Raw genomic sequence first — 15,061 nt, forward strand, 5'->3', positions numbered from 1 at the left:
GCGCCCATGGCTCCACCACGGACGAATGACGCAGAAAAACCCGGAACCACCAGACGGTCACTGCTCGCCGGCCTCGCCGCAGTCGGCGCGCTGGGCGCCGCCGGCTGCAGCCGTGTGGCAACGGCGTCGACGACGCGCGGCGGAGATCTGCTCAGCCGGCTCAAGGCCCAGGGCGTCGTTCGCCTCGGCATCGCCGGCGAGATCCCCTTCGGTTACATCGACAAGAACGGAAACCTCACCGGCGAGGCCCCGGAGCTGGCGAAGGTCATCTTCAAACGCCTCGGCGTCGACCGCGTACAGCCCGTGCCGACCGAGTTCGGCTCCCTCATCCCCGGGCTGAACTCACAGCAGTTCGACGTCGTCTCCGCCGGGATGTACATCAATCCCGAGCGCTGCCAGCAGGTCATCTTCGCCGATCCGGACTACCAGATGCTCGACTCCTTCATCGTGCGCAAGGGAAACCCCAAGGGCCTGCACTCGTACAAGGACGTCGTCGCGAAGAAGGCGAAATTCGCCACCGGGACCGGATACGCGGAGATCCAGTACGCCGTCGAGGCCGGCTACAAGGAGAGCGAGATACTGATCGTCCCCGATCAGGTCGCCGGGCTGAACGCCGTCGAGGCCGGCCGGGTCGACGTGTTCGCGGGCACCGCGCTCACCGTCCGTGAGGTCGTCAAGAACTCCCCCAAGACCGAGGCCACCAGGCCCTTCGCGCCGCTGGTGAAGGGCAAACCGCACGTCGACGGCGGCGGCTTCGCGTTCCGGCCCACCGAGACGGGGCTGCGGGACGCCTTCAACGCCGAGCTGAAGAAGATGAAGGCGAGCGGCGAGCTCTTCCGCGTCCTGCGTCCGTTCGGCTTCAGCAAGGCCGAGATGACGGACATGACCGCGAAGGAGCTGTGCGGCGGATGACCTCGGGACTCTGGGAGCTCGTACTGAAGGGCATATGGACCACGGTCCAGCTGCTCGTGCTCAGCGCGGCGCTCGCGACGGCCGTGTCCTTCACGGTGGGCATCGCACGCACCCACCGGCTCTGGATCGTCCGATTCCTCGCCGGCTTCTACACCGAGGTGTTCCGCGGGACCTCGGCCCTGATCATGATCTTCTGGGTGTTCTTCGTACTGCCGCTCGCCTTCGGCTGGCAGCTGGTGCCCCTGTGGGCGGGCACACTCGCCCTGGGCCTGACGTACGGGGCCTACGGTGCCGAGATCGTGCGCGGCGCCCTCAACTCCGTCGACCCCGCACAACGCGAGGGCGGGATAGCACTGAGCTTCACGCCGTGGCAGCGGATGCGGAAGATCCTGCTGCCGCAGGCCGTGCCCGAGATGATCCCGCCGTTCTCCAACCTTCTGGTCGAACTGCTCAAGGGCACCGCCCTGGTCTCCGTCATGGGCATGGGCGACCTGGCCTTCAGCGGCAACCTGGTACGACTCGCACTGCAGGAGAGCGCACAGATCTACACGTACATCCTGCTCATCTACTTCGTGATCGCCTTCCTTCTCACCCGGCTGATGCGCGGGCTGGAGAACCGGCTCAAGGCCGGGGTCGGCAAGGCGCCTGAGCCTGCCGTCTCCGTACGGCGGTCCGAGACGACGACGGTCGGAGGTGGTGTCTCGTGAAGTGGGACTGGGGTGCCGTCCGCGATTTCCTGCCGCACTTCTGGGACGGCTTGCTCGTCACCCTCCAGGCGCTGGTCCTCGGTTCGCTGATCGCCTTCGTCCTCGGTCTCGTGTGGGCGCTGCTGATGCGCACGCCGACCCGGTGGGTGCGCTGGCCGGTGGGGGTCGTGACCGAGTTCATCCGTGACACGCCGCTGCTGGTCCAGCTGTTCTTCCTCTTCTACGTGCTGCCCGAGTGGGGACTCGCCTTCTCCGCGCTGACCACCGGCGTGGTCGCGATCGGACTGCACTACTCCACCTACACGATGCAGGTCTACCGCGCCGGCATCGAGGCGGTTCCGGCCGGCCAGTGGGAGGCCGCCACCGCGCTGAGCCTGCCGATGCGCCGCACCTGGACGGCTGTGATCCTCCCGCAGGCGATCCGCCGGGTCGTGCCCGCCCTCGGCAACTACGTGATCTCGATGCTCAAGGACACGCCGATGCTGATGGCGATCACCGTCCTCGACATGCTCGGTGAGGCGCGCCTCTTCTCCCAGCAGCACTTCCAGTTCACCGAGCCGCTCACGGTCATCGGTGTGGCCTTCGTCCTCATCTCCTATCCCGCCTCCCTCCTCCTGCGAGCCCTGGAGCGACGCCTTGTCCGCTGACACCCCTCTCATGAAAGAACCCGACGCCCACGCCAACCCTCAGGCGGCCACCGGCGAGCTGATCCGGCTGGACAAGGTGACCAAGCGCTTCGGCGACCACACGGTGCTCGACCGGCTCGACTTCACGGTCGACGCGGGCAAGCACGTCACCCTGATCGGCCCCTCGGGCTCGGGCAAGACCACCATCCTGCGGATGCTGATGACCCTGACGAAGCCCGACGAGGGCACGATCACGGTCGCCGGGCAGAAGCTCTTCCCGGCCGACGGGAAGCAGGTCCGCGAGATCCGCAAGAGCATCGGCATGGTGTTCCAGCAGTTCAATCTGTTCCCGAACATGAGGGTGCTGCGGAACATCACCGAGGCGCCGGTCACCGTCCTCGGCATGTCGAAGGACGAGGCCGAGCAGCGGGCACGCGAGTTGCTCGACCTGGTCGGGCTCGGCGACCACCTCGACAAGTACCCGAGCCAGCTCTCGGGCGGGCAGCAGCAGCGGGTGGCGATAGCCCGGGCCCTGGCGATGCGCCCCCAGGTGCTGCTGCTCGACGAGGTGACGTCCGCGCTCGATCCGGAACTGGTCGCCGGTGTGCTCGACGTCCTCCGTGACATCGCTCACTCCACGGACATCACCATGCTCTGTGTGACCCACGAGATGAACTTCGCCCGCGACATCTCCGACCGGGTCCTGATGTTTGATTCCGGCCAGGTCATCGAGGCGGGCGCGCCGGAGAAGATCTTCAGCGAGCCGGAGCAGCCGCGAACCCGGGAATTCCTCAGCGCGGTGCTGTGACGTCGGGAAGCGGATCGCGGCGCCGTCCGGCACGGGCGGTCGGTTCATGACCATGGCATATGCCAGCGTGATGGGCCCCTGCTGAGGGGGCCGAATCACGCCACGAAGTTCGTCAACTCCCACCCCCCGGCGAGCTCTTGAGCCTTATCGTGGAGGCAGCCAAGCTGTCCCGAGTACGGCCCAAGAAGCGCAGGGGGAGACCGTGGCGCTGACCCATGAGCCGACCGCTCCGTACCACTCGGCCCAGGACGCACTGCGCGTCCTCGAGACGGTGGCGGGGCGCCCCGCCGGCGTCACCGACACCGAGCTCGCCCGCCGGACCGGTTTCGGCACCCACCGGCTGACCTCGCTCCTGCGGATGCTGCGCCGGGAGGGGTACGTCGAGCAGACCGCCGACGGCGCATACGTGACCGGCACCGCCCTGAGCCGTCTCGGCTCCGCCCACGACCGCGAGCAGGCACTGCGCGAGAAACTCCAGCACACGCTCGACGATCTGCGCGAGTCGGTGGGCGCCGCGATCTACATGAGCCGCTACGTCGACGGCGAGGTGCTCGTCACCCAGTGCGCCGAGAGTCCGGCGACACCGGCGGTGCACGAGTGGGTGGACTTCCGCTCCTCGGCCCACGCCAGCGCGGTCGGCAAGAGCCTGCTCGGTCAGCTGGACGTCAACGGCCGCCGGGACCACCTCGCCCGGCACAAGATGGCCCGGCTCACCTCGCGGACGATCACCAGCGAGAAGCTGCTGCTGTCCCGCCTCGACGCCCATCCACCGACGGTCCCGGTCCTTGATCTGCAGGAGTACGCGGTGGGCACGGTCTGCGCCGCCGTCCCGATCACCGCGGGCTCCGCGGTCGGCTGTCTGGCCCTGTCCCTGCCGGTGGAGCACGCTCACCGGCTGCGGCAGGCAGCGGACCGACTGAACAAGGGCGCGGCCCCGGTCCTGCTGTCGCTCGCGATCTGAGGGTGGTCACAAGCACCCCGGCGGACCAGGTAGTATTTCTTTTGTCGCCGGACGCCGAAGCGAAACGCGACAGAGTCTGCGCCGCTAGCTCAGTTGGTTAGAGCAGCTGACTCTTAATCAGCGGGTCCGGGGTTCGAGTCCCTGGCGGCGCACGGACGAGAGGCTCCTCGCGAAAGCGGGGGGCCTCTTCTCGTGTCACGGACGCCGATCCCTCACAGCGGGACGCACGACAGCCGGCGGCAGCAGCTCCTCCCGCCCCCGGGCCCGGTACTCCGCCACGAGCCCGGCCACGTCCTCGTCGGTGAGGCGCCGGTAGCCGGACTCCCCCGGCGGCCTCCACCACACCGGATCCGCGCACCGGAATCCCTCCCGTCGCAGCCCCACCCGGTGGATCTTGTTGGTGGCGGTGACCGGCATCACCTCCACCAGCCGCACGAAGGGGGGCGCCATCTTCGTCCCCAGATCCGGCTGGGCTGCGAGGAACGCGGCGAAGACGCCCGGATCGAAGGACGCGGCGTCGTCCAACGCCATCACCGCCATCACCTGGTCCCCCGCCACCGGGTCCGGCACCGCGTACACCGCCACGGACAGCGCGCCCCGATACCGGGCGAGGATGCCCTCGATCATCGCGGCGGCCAGGTTCTCGCTGTCGACGCGGAGCCGGTCGTCGGTCCGGCCGGCGAAGTACAGGAACCCGTCCGCGTCCCGGTAGAAGAGGTCACCCGTCCAGTACCAGCCCTCGCGGCGGCGTGCGGTGTCCGCGGCCGGGTTGCGCCAGTACCCCTCGAAGTGATGGGGCCCGCGATTGACCAGTTCCCCTATGGCATCGTTGCCGTTCATCAGCCGGCCGTCCCCGGTGATGACCGCGGGCGGGCACTCCTCGCGCGTGACGGGATCGACGACGGCGAGGTCGTCGCCCGGCGCAGCCCTGCCGATCGCACCGGCCGGTGTCCCCGCCGTCCGCTGCACGGCGCGCCGCCCTCCGACGAGCCGTAACCCTCCACGAGCCGCGCCCCGAAGCGCCGCTCGAAGGCGGCGGCGTCCACCACGCCGGCCTCCGTGCCGAAGCCCAGCCGCAGGGGGGTTGTCCCGGTCGTCGGGCCGCTCCTTCGTCGCCAGGACGCAACTCACGGCACGTCCGACATAGGTGAAGTACGTGGCCCCGCAGGCACGCACGTCCTCCAGGAATCCCGAGGCCGAGAAGCGCCGCCTGAGCGCGATCGCGGCGCCCGAGACGAGCGCGGGTGCCCAGTCGGCGATCACCGCGTTGCCGTGGAACATCGGCATGCAGATGTAGTGGACGTCGTCGGCGCCGAGCCCGAGGTGACGGACCAGGGAGCGGCCGGCTGCCGCGAGCCGCCCCTGGGTGCAGATCGCGGCCTTGGGTGCGCCGGTGGAACCGGAGGTGAAGTACAACAGGAGGCGGTCGGCGGGGGTGGCCCGGTCGTCCGGCTCGGCCCCCTCGTACCCGGCGAGGAGGTCCGCGCAGTCGTCCGTGTCGGTCACGAGCACCCGGACGCCGGGCAGGTCGAGCCTGTCCAGCAGGGGGCGGAAGGCCTGTTCGGTGACCAGGACGCGGCACTCGGTGTGCAGCAGGTCGCGGGCCCACTCCGCCCCTCCGCGGGTGGGGTTGATCCCGGCGACGGCCGCACCGGCGAGGGCCGCCGCGCTCAGCCACAGCGGGTACTCGGGTGTGTTGTGGCGCAGCACCCCGAGGTGCGGCCGGTCCCCCGGCTCGAGCAGATCGGTGAACAGCGCCGCCCTGGCCGCGGCCCCCGCGGCCACCTCGTGCCGGGTGAGCGACCGCCCCTCGAACCACAGTCCCGTCCGGTGGTCGTTCCACCCCTGCATGACCAGTTCCGCGACGGTACCCCTCGTGGATTCCATGGGCGCGCAGATTAACTGACATGCCGTCAGATGGGGAGACCCGTGGGACCGGCCGGGAGCGGGGCCTCCCTACGGCATGCCCGCGAACGGACCGTCCGCGGCGAAGACCTCGGCGTAGGTCACCATGAAGCCGACACAGAACGCGACGATCACCGAGAGGAACACCAGTATGCCCACGGCGCCCGCCAGGACCCTGCCCCGGCCCGGGGCGTGCGCGGTGGCGCGTTCGGGGTGGGCTGCCGTGTAGTGCACCGGGACGATGTCGCCCTCGACCGTGGTCCGCGGGCCGCCCGCCTCCTCGAAGCGCACGGTACGGCCCTCACGGGTGGCGAACTCGTACACATGGTGCAGCGTGGTGCTCACGGAGGTCTCTCCGCCCCCGCTGGTCGTCGTGTACGTCCGCAGACAGCGTGCCTCGGCGGTCAGGCCGCTGTTCCAGTTGCTGCGCAACCGCAGCGAGCGGCGGACCACCGCCACCGCCTGGGCCAGCGCCCCGATCATGATGAGGCCGGGCACCACGTAGAACAAGTAGTCCATGACTCCCCCGAGTTGAGTACGACTCCACGCACGCCGCATGGTCATGTCGACGTGCGTGGAACGTACCCGCCCGGAGTGCCGGTGCTCCTCAAGGAAGGCTCAGAAAGCGAGCCGGGAGGCAGTACCGGTCAGAACGTGACGTCAGCGCACGAGTAGAACGCGTTGGCGGTGTCCGCGATCGTCCACACCCCGAGGATGACGTGGTGCCCGCTCAGCCCGGTCGGCAGCGTGCCGGCGTGGCTGAGCGTGGACGGCGGACGCTGACCGTTGTACGGGACCGTCAGGAACGGGGTGGTGTTGAGATCGGCCCTTGTCAGGGCGTGGTTCTGGTTCCAGCCCTGTTTGGTGACGTAGTACTTGAAGTCGGTCGTCGAGTGCGAGGCGGTGAACTGCCAGCGGAAGGTGTAGCTCTGCCCGCCCGTCACCTTGGTCGTCGGCCAGGCGGTGCCCGAAGGCGTCCTGGGCTGGTCGAGCGCGCCGAAGTTGGTGTGGTTGGCCGAACAGATCTGCCCGTCGCCGGGCCCCGCGGCCGGGAAGCCCTTGGGGCCCTCGACACTCTGCGGCTCCCACTGGATGTCGCCGCAGCCGGAGACGGTGCCGCCGTTCGCGGCGCACATCTTCTGCCGGCTGAGCGGCTGGTCGGTGTAACCGTGGGCGCTGGCACCGCCCGTGGAGAGCACGAACGTGCCCGCGGTGGCGAGGCCGAGCACGGCCGCGTACCACTTCGCCTTCCTGGTCGTACGGATGCGCATGCTGCCGCTCCTGGAGGATGTGGGGAGTTCCTTGAGCCGTGCGCGCAGCGTTCAGGTCTAGACCAAGTCTCACAGTATTACCGGAAGTTGAACATGTCCATACCAATTCAACTCCCTTTCACGCCCCGTCACCCGTGCGCCCCGTGTAGAAGGCCACGGTCAGGTCCTTCACCAGCGCCTTGCGCTCGTAGTCGTCGAGCTCGACCAGGCCCCGCGTGGTCAGCCGGATCACCGTGTCCTCCACCGAGTCCACGAGCGAGCTGAGCACCGTGTCGCGGTGTTCGGCGTCGAGCGCGGCGATACGGCGGCGCTGCATCCGCGCCGCGACCTCGGGGGCGTACTCGATCCGGGTCGGCTGCACCGCGAACACCTCCAGGCCGACCGGCTCCACCTCAGCGGCCACCAACCGGCTGAGCGCGTCCCCGACCGCCTCGACGTTGCGCAGGCTCACGACGGCCGTCGTCCCGGGCAGGTCGGCCGGCACCTGGGGCAGCACCCGCGCCAGCGCGGACTCGACGCACTCCCGCAGATAGGTCTCGTGGTCGTCGATGCCGAGCACGGCCCGCGCGGTGTCGCTGACCCGCCAGGTCACCAGCACCACCACCTGCAGCGCGAGCCCGTTGGCGTCGACCGCCGCCATCGGCTCGCTGCGCCAGTGCCGCAGCCGTACGTCGGCCCGCCGGCGCAGCACCAGCGGGTTGACCCACACCAGCCCGGTGCGGCGGATGGTGCCCCGGTAGCGCCCGAACACGCTGAGCACCCAGGCGCCCCCGGTCTGCCCCCGCATGAGTCCGCCGAAGCCGAGGAGGAAGAGCAGACCCGCACCGATGTACGCCGCCACCTGTGGCAGCCCCAGGCCCGTGGACGCCGATGGAGGCAACTCCAGCAGGCGCACGGCGGACGGCGACACGAAGCCCGCCCACCACGAGATGACCCCGCTGCCGACCGCTCCGCAGAGTCCGACCAGCACGCCCAGCAGCCCGGGCAGCACCCGTGCGGGCCGCTCGACGAGTTGGGGGTCGACGTCGGGCGGCTGACGGCGCGGCGGAGCGGGCGGACGCACCCGCGGCTGTTCGCCGGTACCGAGCCGCCGCCCCACCACCGCAGGGGGGACGGTCGGCGCGCCGATGTCGGAGTCCTCCCGGAACAGCAGGTGGACGGGGATGTCGGTGGTCGACTCGCTCTGGATGAGCCGGGCGGGCGGAGTGTCGGCCTCCTCCGGCGCCCCTTCGGGCTCCGGATTCTGCGGTGTCTTCGTGTTCATGCGTGCCTCCATGCCTCCGCGCCGGCAGTCGTCGTGCTCGGTGCGTCGGGTTACGGACCGGGAGAGGGGATCGGGAACAATGCGGGAGAAGAGTCAGGAGAACAGGCGCCGCCAGGTCTCCGGCCCGGGAAAGCCGTCGGCCGCACCACCGCGCCAGCCCTGGGCACGCTGGAACGCCTCCACGCTGCGCCGGTCCATCTCGCCCCAGCGCGGCCCGGGTCCTTCGGTGTAGTGCTTGCCGAATCCCTTCTCGATCAGCCGGCGACCCAGCCGGGTGATGTGCGGGTTGTCCGCGCCCGGACGGAACACGCCCGGGCCCGGAAAGTCGGGCGCCCCGCCCGGGGGGACGGATCGCGACCCGACGGCCAGGGCGGAACCGGCCGCGGCCACGCCCCCGCCGTTCTTCTGCGTCAGGGGCCAGGCCGAGGAACCGGGCAGCGCGACGGCGCCCGGACCGGCGACGGCGCCGCCCGAGTCGCCGGGCAGGCCGGGAACACCGTCGGTCGCCGACGGCTGCTCGCCCTTGCTCTCCACACCGGCCTTGCCGTCGCTCAGGTTCTTGTAGCGGTAGGGCACATAGCGGCTGGAATTGGTCCAGTACGCGTACGGGGTGGCCAGCTTCCGCGCCCTCGGCGGGGTCTCCTCGTAGGCCGTGTACCTCTTGTGCGTGGAGTCCGTCCAGCCGCCGAAGATGACGACGTGTGAGCCGCGCTCCGGGTTGGCCGCGTTGTGGAACAGCAGGATGTCGCCGGGCTGCAGCTGCGCCTTGGAGATCCGGACGCCGAACTTGTCCAGACTGCCCGTCCATTCGTTGCTGCCGAGGTTCCAGGCCATCGAGACGTATCCCGAGCAGTCCTGCCGGTAACCGTCCGACCAGTAGTCGTCCATGCTGTACGGGACCTTGGCCGCGACCCACACCTTGGCCCGGTTGATGATCTGGGCACGGGTCGTCGCGGGGGCCAGGTCGGGGGCCGATGCCCCGGCACTGCCGTGCAGTGGAGCCGTCCGGCCCTGCGGGGTGTCCGGTGGCTGGTCACCCCTCGGGACACTCGGGCGGAGCGGAGCCTGGGCGGCGGCGGCCGCGGGCATCGCCTGGCCCGCGGCGAGGGTCGCACCGGCGACTGCGGCAAGCGCGACGGCCTTACGGGCCGTCAGACGGCCGGTGCGTCCGGAGCGGGAGGATGCGGAGACGGCACGGCGCCAGTGGACGCAGCCCGCACACGCGCAGCCGGCCCTGGGGGCGAATTCCTCGAACTCCGGAGTCTCCATGCGACGCCCTTCACACTCCCTGTCCACACCCGGAATGATATGTCCTGTTTTCTGCATGTACGTCACTTTCCCCAACTGTGTACCGGAATCGTGTGGTGACGGCCCGAATGATGTACGTGTGCCGTTCCTCCGGGGGTACGAGGCGCCGCCGGACGGGCGCGGCCATGCGGTGTCCGTGGCCGGGGGCACCCTCAGGTGTCGGGTAAAGTTCTCCGGGTCGACAGGCGCCGCTAGCTCAGTTGGTTAGAGCAGCTGACTCTTAATCAGCGGGTCCGGGGTTCGAGTCCCTGGCGGCGCACGACCGGGAAGGCCTCTCGCATGAGCGGGAGGCCTTTTGTGTCCGCCCGCACCCGGGGCCCGCACCGATTGGCCGGATACCCTCTGGCCATGGCGCGGGACCTGCAGGAGCGGATCAAGAGGCTCATCATCGAGCGTCGGCTGCCCTCGGGCGCCGTGCTGCCGACCGAGCCCGAGCTGATGACACTGCTCGGCGCCAGCCGGAACTCCGTGCGCGAGGCCCTCAAGGCGCTCCAGGCGATGGGCATCGTCGAGATCCGGCACGGCTTCGGAACCTATGTCGGCCCGATGTCCCTGGCCCCCATGGTCGAGGGCCTCGCCTTCCGCACGGTCGCCGGGCACCACCGCGGCGAGGACAGCCTGCTGGAGCTTCTCGAACTGCGCGAGGCGGTGGAGACGGGGCTGATCTCCCGCCTGGCGGGCCTGCTGCCGGAGCGGGACCTCGCCGAACTGGACTCGCTCGTCGATCGTATGGAAGAGGAGGCCGCACGGGGCGCCGGCCTCACGGAGACCGACCGCGCCTTTCACGCCACGCTCTACCGGGGGCTGGGAAACGTACTCCTGAGCGAAGTACTGGAGGCGTTCTGGGACGCGTTCCACCGCGTCCGCACCGACCTGGCCGAGGTGCCCCAGGACCCGAAGGTCACCTGCCGGCAGCACCGGGAGATCGTCGACGCCGTGCGGTCCGGTGATGCCGTGCGAGCGGAGGCGGCCATAAGGCACCACTTCCTCAACATCCGTACACGTGCGACCTCGACTGCCCCACTGGATTCCAACAAGCGTCCCATTGAGCCGGTATGAGCGGTAAACACCGCGTTTCGCTCTTGCGATCATGCCGGAAGCCATAGAACCCTGGGCTCCAAGGGACTGCCGATGCACGGCAGTTGGGGGTAATTGGCCGGTTGTGCCGCTCGGGGAGGGTGGCCCGGCCGAGGGGATGCCGAGGGGGGCGTTCACGCAGGCGGGAGGTCGCGTTCCCGTGTCCGCAGCGTGCAGGTGACGCGGTGGCGGCGACCAGTCACTGACGCCCGTCATGGTCTAGGGGGACCTGACGCGGGCGAAACAACCACACAGACACGCAGCCGTGCGTGCGGGGGGATGACTCATGACGTCGACGCCGACGGGCGCCCGGCAGAACTTCGACCCGTCAGAAACGACCCGGTCGAGACTGCCATCACACCGGACGGGGCACACCGGCACCGATCATCGGAGCCGGAGGGCACTGCCGAGATACGACTACGAACACTACAGCCGGCTCGCGGGACCACTCACCCACCCGGACCCGTCCAAGCCGTACAGGGTCCGCTACCGCTCACTGCTCTCCCAGGAGCCGCACCGTGTCCGCGCCGCCCTGATGCTGTGCGCGGCGCCCCTGCTGTCACTGCTCCTGCTGGCCTGGCTGCTCCAGCCCAAGCACTGGACCGAGCGCCAGTACCCGGCCTACGACTTCCTGCCCGCCCTCGACGTGGTGATGCTCGTCTCGATCGGCCTGATCGAGTTCTTCCGCTGCATGACCGTACTGTCGAACGCGCATGCAACGCTGGTCGCCCGCGACCCCGTCCCGGTGGTGCCGCAGACCGGCACGAGAGTCGCCTTCCTCACCACGTACGTCCCCGGCAAGGAACCCCTGTCGATGGTGACGAAGACCCTGGAGGCGGCCGTACGACTGCGCCACCGGGGGCTTTTGCACATATGGCTGCTCGACGAGGGCGACGATCCCGGGGTGAAGGCGGTCTGTGAGCGTCTGGGCGTGCACCACTTCACCCGCAAGGACGTCCCCGAGTGGAACCGGCCCAAGGGCCCGCACCGCGCCCGGACCAAGCACGGCAACTACAACGCCTGGCTCCAGGCGCACGGCGACGACTACGACTTCTTCGCCTCCGTCGACACCGACCACGTTCCGCTGCCCAACTACCTGGAGCGGATGCTGGGCTTCTTCCGCGACCCGGACGTGGGCTTCGTCATCGGCCCGCAGGTGTACGGCAACTACGACACCTTCGTCACCAAGGCCGCCGAGTCGCAGCAGTTCCTCTTCCACGCCCTGATCCAGCGGGCCGGCAACCGCTACGGCTCCCCGATGTTCGTCGGCACGTCCAACGCCGTGCGGATCTCGGCGCTCAAGCAGGTCGGCGGCCTGTACGACTCGATCACCGAGGACATGGCGACCGGCTTCGAGATCCACCGCCACAGGAACCCGGCCACCGGGAGAAAGTGGAGGTCGGTCTACACCCCCGACGTGCTCGCCGTCGGTGAGGGCCCCGGCGCCTGGACGGACTTCTTCACCCAGCAGCTGCGCTGGTCGCGGGGTACGTACGAGACGATCCTCAAGCAGTATTGGAAGGGCTTCTTCTCACTGCCGCCGGGCAAGCTCTTCAACTACACGATGATGATCGTCTTCTATCCGATGTCGGCCCTCAACTGGATCCTCGCGGCGCTCAGTTGTGCGCTGTTCCTGGGGCTGGGCGCCTCGGGTGTGAACATCGACCCGACGGTGTGGCTGATGCTGTACGGCAATGCGTCGGCGCTGCAGATCGGCCTGTACGTCTGGAACCGCCGGCACAACGTCTCGCCGCACGAGCCGGAGGGCTCCGGAGGCGTGGCCGGCATGGTGATGTCCGCGCTGTCCGCACCGGTCTACGCCCGCTCGTTGCTGGACGCAGTGCTGCGCCGCAAGAGCCGGTTCGTGGTGACCCCCAAGGGCGATTCGGCGAGTCCCGACACGCTTTTCGGGACCTTCCGGATCCATCTGTTCTTCATTCTGGTCTTCGGCGGCTCGATCGTCGCCGGCTTCGTCCTCGGCCACGCCCACCCCGCGATGCTCGTCTGGGCCTCGATCGCTCTGCTGATCACCGCGTCCCCGGTCTTCGTGTGGCGCTGGACCCTGCGTCAGGAGCGGCGGAGGCGGGTGATCGCCGAGGAACCGCAGGACACCGTGGTGACTCCCGGGCAGCCCGCCGGGGCCCACGCACCGGCGCCGCGCACCGCGTGGAGCGGCCACCCGGGCCATGACCAGACCATGCAGATCGCTCTCGGGGGACACAAGAAATGAATGACCCGGCCGGTCACCGTCGTGTTCGTCGTCTCGCGATCGGCACGGCGGTGGTCATCGCACTGGGCGGAATGAACGGACCGTGGCTGTACCGCTTCGGGTCGGAGCGGTACCACGACTACACGATCAACAAGCCCGAGTACAAAGCCCGGAACGGCTACTGGCAGATCGTCGAGTTCCCCGAGGAGTACCGGCAGGACACCATCCACGCCGTGCTGCTGCACACGGGGAAGGTGCTGCTGATCGCCGGCTCGGGCAACAACCAGGACAACTTCGACAAGAAGCAGTTCGACAGCCGTCTCTGGGACCCCGTGAAGGGCACGATCAAGAAGATCCCGACGCCGAACGACCTGTTCTGCACCGGCCACACGCAGCTGGCGGACGGCAGGATCCTGATCGCGGGCGGCACCAAGCGCTACGAGAAACTGAAGGGGGACGTCACCAAGGCCGGCGGCCTGATGATCGTGCACAACGAGAATCCGGACAAGCCGATCACGCTGCCCGCGGGCACCACGTTCACCGGCAAGGCGAACGGCAAGACCTTCCTCTCCAAGGACCCCGTCCTGGTGCCGCGGGCCAAGAAGGTCTTCGACAAGAAGACCGGACGCTTCCTGCGCAACGACCCGGGGCTCGGCCGTATCTACGTCGAGGCCCAGAAGAGCGGCTCCCGGTACGAGACCGGCACCCAGGACAACTACCGCGTCAAGGGCCTGACCGGCTCCGACGCGCGCAACACCTATGGCATCGCGCAGAAGCTCGGCCTCGACAAGAAGGACTTCCAGGGCATCCGTGACGCCTACGAGTTCGATCCGGTCGCCGAGAAGTACATCAAGGTCGACCCGATGAAGGAGGCCCGCTGGTACCCCACGCTCACCACCCTGAGCGACGGCAGGATCCTCAGCGTCTCCGGGCTCGACGACATCGGGCAGCTCGTCCCGGGCAAGAACGAGGTCTTCGATCCGAAGACCGGGAAGTGGACGTACACCTCGAAGATCCGCCAGTTCCCGACCTATCCCGCACTCTTCCTGATGGAGAACGGCAAGCTCTTCTACTCGGGTTCGAACGCGGGATACGGCCCGGACGACGTGGGCCGTGACCCCGGCATCTGGGACGTGGACACCAACAGCTTCACCGAACTGCCCGGGCTGAGCGCCCCCGGGATGATGGAGACGTCCGGCACCGTACTGCTGCCGCCTGCCCAGGACGAGACGTACATGGTCATCGGCGGCGGCGGGGTGGGCGAGTCCGAGCTGTCCACCAACAGGACCCGGCTGATCGACCTCAAGTCGGCCGCCCCCCGCTTCGTCGACGGACCCGCCCTGGAGAAGGGCACCCGCTATCCGCAGTCCTCGGTCCTGCCCGACGACACCGTGCTGGTGTCGGGCGGCTCGGAGGACTACCGGGGCCGCGGCGAGTCGAACATCCTCCAGGCGCGGATCTACCACCCGGACACCAACACGTTCCAGCGGGTGGCCGATCCGCTGGTGGGCCGCAACTACCACTCGGGCTCGATCCTGCTGCCCGACGGCCGCGTGATGTTCTTCGGCTCGGACTCGCTCTACGCCGACAAGGCCGACACCAAACCCGGTGTATTCGAACAGCGCATCGAGATCTACACGCCGCCGTATCTGTACCGCGACTCGCGGCCTTCCCTCTCGGGCGGACCGCAGACCATCGCACGCGGCGCGTCGGGCACCTTCACCTCGCAGCACGCCCCGACGATCAGGAAGGTCCGGCTCATCAGGCCCAGCGCCTCCACACATGTCACGGACGTGGACCAGCGCTCGATCGCGCTGGACTTCACGACGTCCGGGGACAAGATCACGGTCACGGTCCCGAAGAACCGCAACCTCGTCCAGTCGGGCTGGTACATGCTGTTCGCCGACGACGACCAGGGGACGCCGTCGACCGCGCAGTGGGTCAAGGTGCCGTAGCCGTCCCGTGCTCGGGGGCGCCCTGCGTCCGGCGGAGGGCGCCCCCGGCTCCGCACAG

General features: G+C 69.0%; 13 protein-coding genes and 2 tRNA genes. 10 read left to right on the plus strand and 5 right to left on the minus strand.

Annotated elements, in window-relative coordinates:
* Window positions 1-6 precede the first annotated feature (6 nt).
* From ehuB to ADL25_RS12110, 6 genes are all read left to right on the plus strand, one after another.
* On the plus strand, window positions 7-912 hold the full coding sequence (gene ehuB, locus ADL25_RS12085) for an ectoine/hydroxyectoine ABC transporter substrate-binding protein EhuB (RefSeq protein ID WP_059127689.1): 906 nt from the start codon (window positions 7-9) through the stop codon (window positions 910-912).
* Window positions 909-1,619: an ectoine/hydroxyectoine ABC transporter permease subunit EhuC gene (gene ehuC / locus ADL25_RS12090; protein WP_059127690.1), complete on the plus strand. Its 711-nt coding sequence runs from the start codon at window positions 909-911 to the stop codon at window positions 1,617-1,619. Before ehuB ends, ehuC begins: the two co-directional genes overlap by 4 nt.
* Complete coding sequence (gene ehuD / locus ADL25_RS12095; RefSeq protein ID WP_059127691.1) at window positions 1,616-2,266, plus strand: ectoine/hydroxyectoine ABC transporter permease subunit EhuD; 651 nt, start codon at window positions 1,616-1,618, stop codon at window positions 2,264-2,266. The genes ehuC and ehuD overlap by 4 nt, the downstream gene beginning before the upstream one ends.
* A gap of 10 nt (window positions 2,267-2,276) precedes the next feature.
* Entirely contained in the window at window positions 2,277-3,053 is a 777-nt protein-coding gene (gene ehuA / locus ADL25_RS12100; protein WP_059127692.1) for an ectoine/hydroxyectoine ABC transporter ATP-binding protein EhuA, read from the plus strand.
* 202 nt (window positions 3,054-3,255) lie between these two features.
* On the plus strand, window positions 3,256-4,014 hold the full coding sequence (locus ADL25_RS12105) for an IclR family transcriptional regulator (protein WP_059127693.1): 759 nt from the start codon (window positions 3,256-3,258) through the stop codon (window positions 4,012-4,014).
* A 78-nt stretch (window positions 4,015-4,092) separates the two neighbouring features.
* Window positions 4,093-4,166 (plus strand) — tRNA-Lys (locus ADL25_RS12110).
* Window positions 4,167-4,209: 43 nt separating this feature from the next.
* On the opposite strand, the gene ADL25_RS12115 is transcribed toward ADL25_RS12110, so the two are convergent.
* From ADL25_RS12115 to ADL25_RS12135, 5 genes are all read right to left on the minus strand, one after another.
* Window positions 4,210-5,901: an AMP-binding protein gene (locus tag ADL25_RS12115; protein WP_079050304.1), complete on the minus strand. Its 1,692-nt coding sequence runs from the start codon at window positions 5,899-5,901 to the stop codon at window positions 4,210-4,212.
* 69 nt (window positions 5,902-5,970) lie between these two features.
* Window positions 5,971-6,438 (minus strand): DUF3592 domain-containing protein, encoded by a 468-nt coding sequence (locus ADL25_RS12120; RefSeq protein WP_059127694.1) that lies wholly within the window; start codon window positions 6,436-6,438, stop codon window positions 5,971-5,973.
* Window positions 6,439-6,566: 128 nt separating this feature from the next.
* The gene (locus ADL25_RS12125) at window positions 6,567-7,190 is read right to left on the minus strand and encodes a lytic polysaccharide monooxygenase auxiliary activity family 9 protein (protein WP_059127695.1); all 624 of its coding nucleotides are present in this window, start codon (window positions 7,188-7,190) and stop codon (window positions 6,567-6,569) included.
* 118 nt (window positions 7,191-7,308) lie between these two features.
* Window positions 7,309-8,454: an SPFH domain-containing protein gene (locus ADL25_RS12130; RefSeq protein WP_059127696.1), complete on the minus strand. Its 1,146-nt coding sequence runs from the start codon at window positions 8,452-8,454 to the stop codon at window positions 7,309-7,311.
* A gap of 93 nt (window positions 8,455-8,547) precedes the next feature.
* Window positions 8,548-9,723, minus strand: coding sequence for a peptidoglycan-binding protein (locus ADL25_RS12135; protein WP_059127697.1), 1,176 nt, complete (start codon window positions 9,721-9,723; stop codon window positions 8,548-8,550).
* Window positions 9,724-9,947: 224 nt separating this feature from the next.
* Here ADL25_RS12135 and ADL25_RS12140 point away from each other — a divergent pair.
* The 4 genes from ADL25_RS12140 to ADL25_RS12155 all read left to right on the plus strand — a co-directional run bounded on the left by ADL25_RS12140 (window position 9,948) and on the right by ADL25_RS12155 (window position 15,003).
* Window positions 9,948-10,021 (plus strand) — tRNA-Lys (locus ADL25_RS12140).
* An 89-nt stretch (window positions 10,022-10,110) separates the two neighbouring features.
* Entirely contained in the window at window positions 10,111-10,821 is a 711-nt protein-coding gene (locus ADL25_RS12145) for a FadR/GntR family transcriptional regulator (RefSeq protein WP_059127698.1), read from the plus strand.
* 304 nt (window positions 10,822-11,125) lie between these two features.
* Entirely contained in the window at window positions 11,126-13,069 is a 1,944-nt protein-coding gene (locus tag ADL25_RS12150) for a glycosyltransferase family 2 protein (RefSeq protein ID WP_059127699.1), read from the plus strand.
* A complete protein-coding gene (locus ADL25_RS12155; protein ID WP_059127700.1) occupies window positions 13,066-15,003 on the plus strand; it encodes a galactose oxidase-like domain-containing protein in 1,938 nt (645 codons plus the stop codon). The genes ADL25_RS12150 and ADL25_RS12155 overlap by 4 nt, the downstream gene beginning before the upstream one ends.
* Window positions 15,004-15,061 lie beyond the last annotated feature (58 nt).

Source organism: Streptomyces sp. NRRL F-5122 (assembly GCF_001507435.1).
Lineage (GTDB): Bacteria > Actinomycetota > Actinomycetes > Streptomycetales > Streptomycetaceae > Streptomyces > Streptomyces lannensis.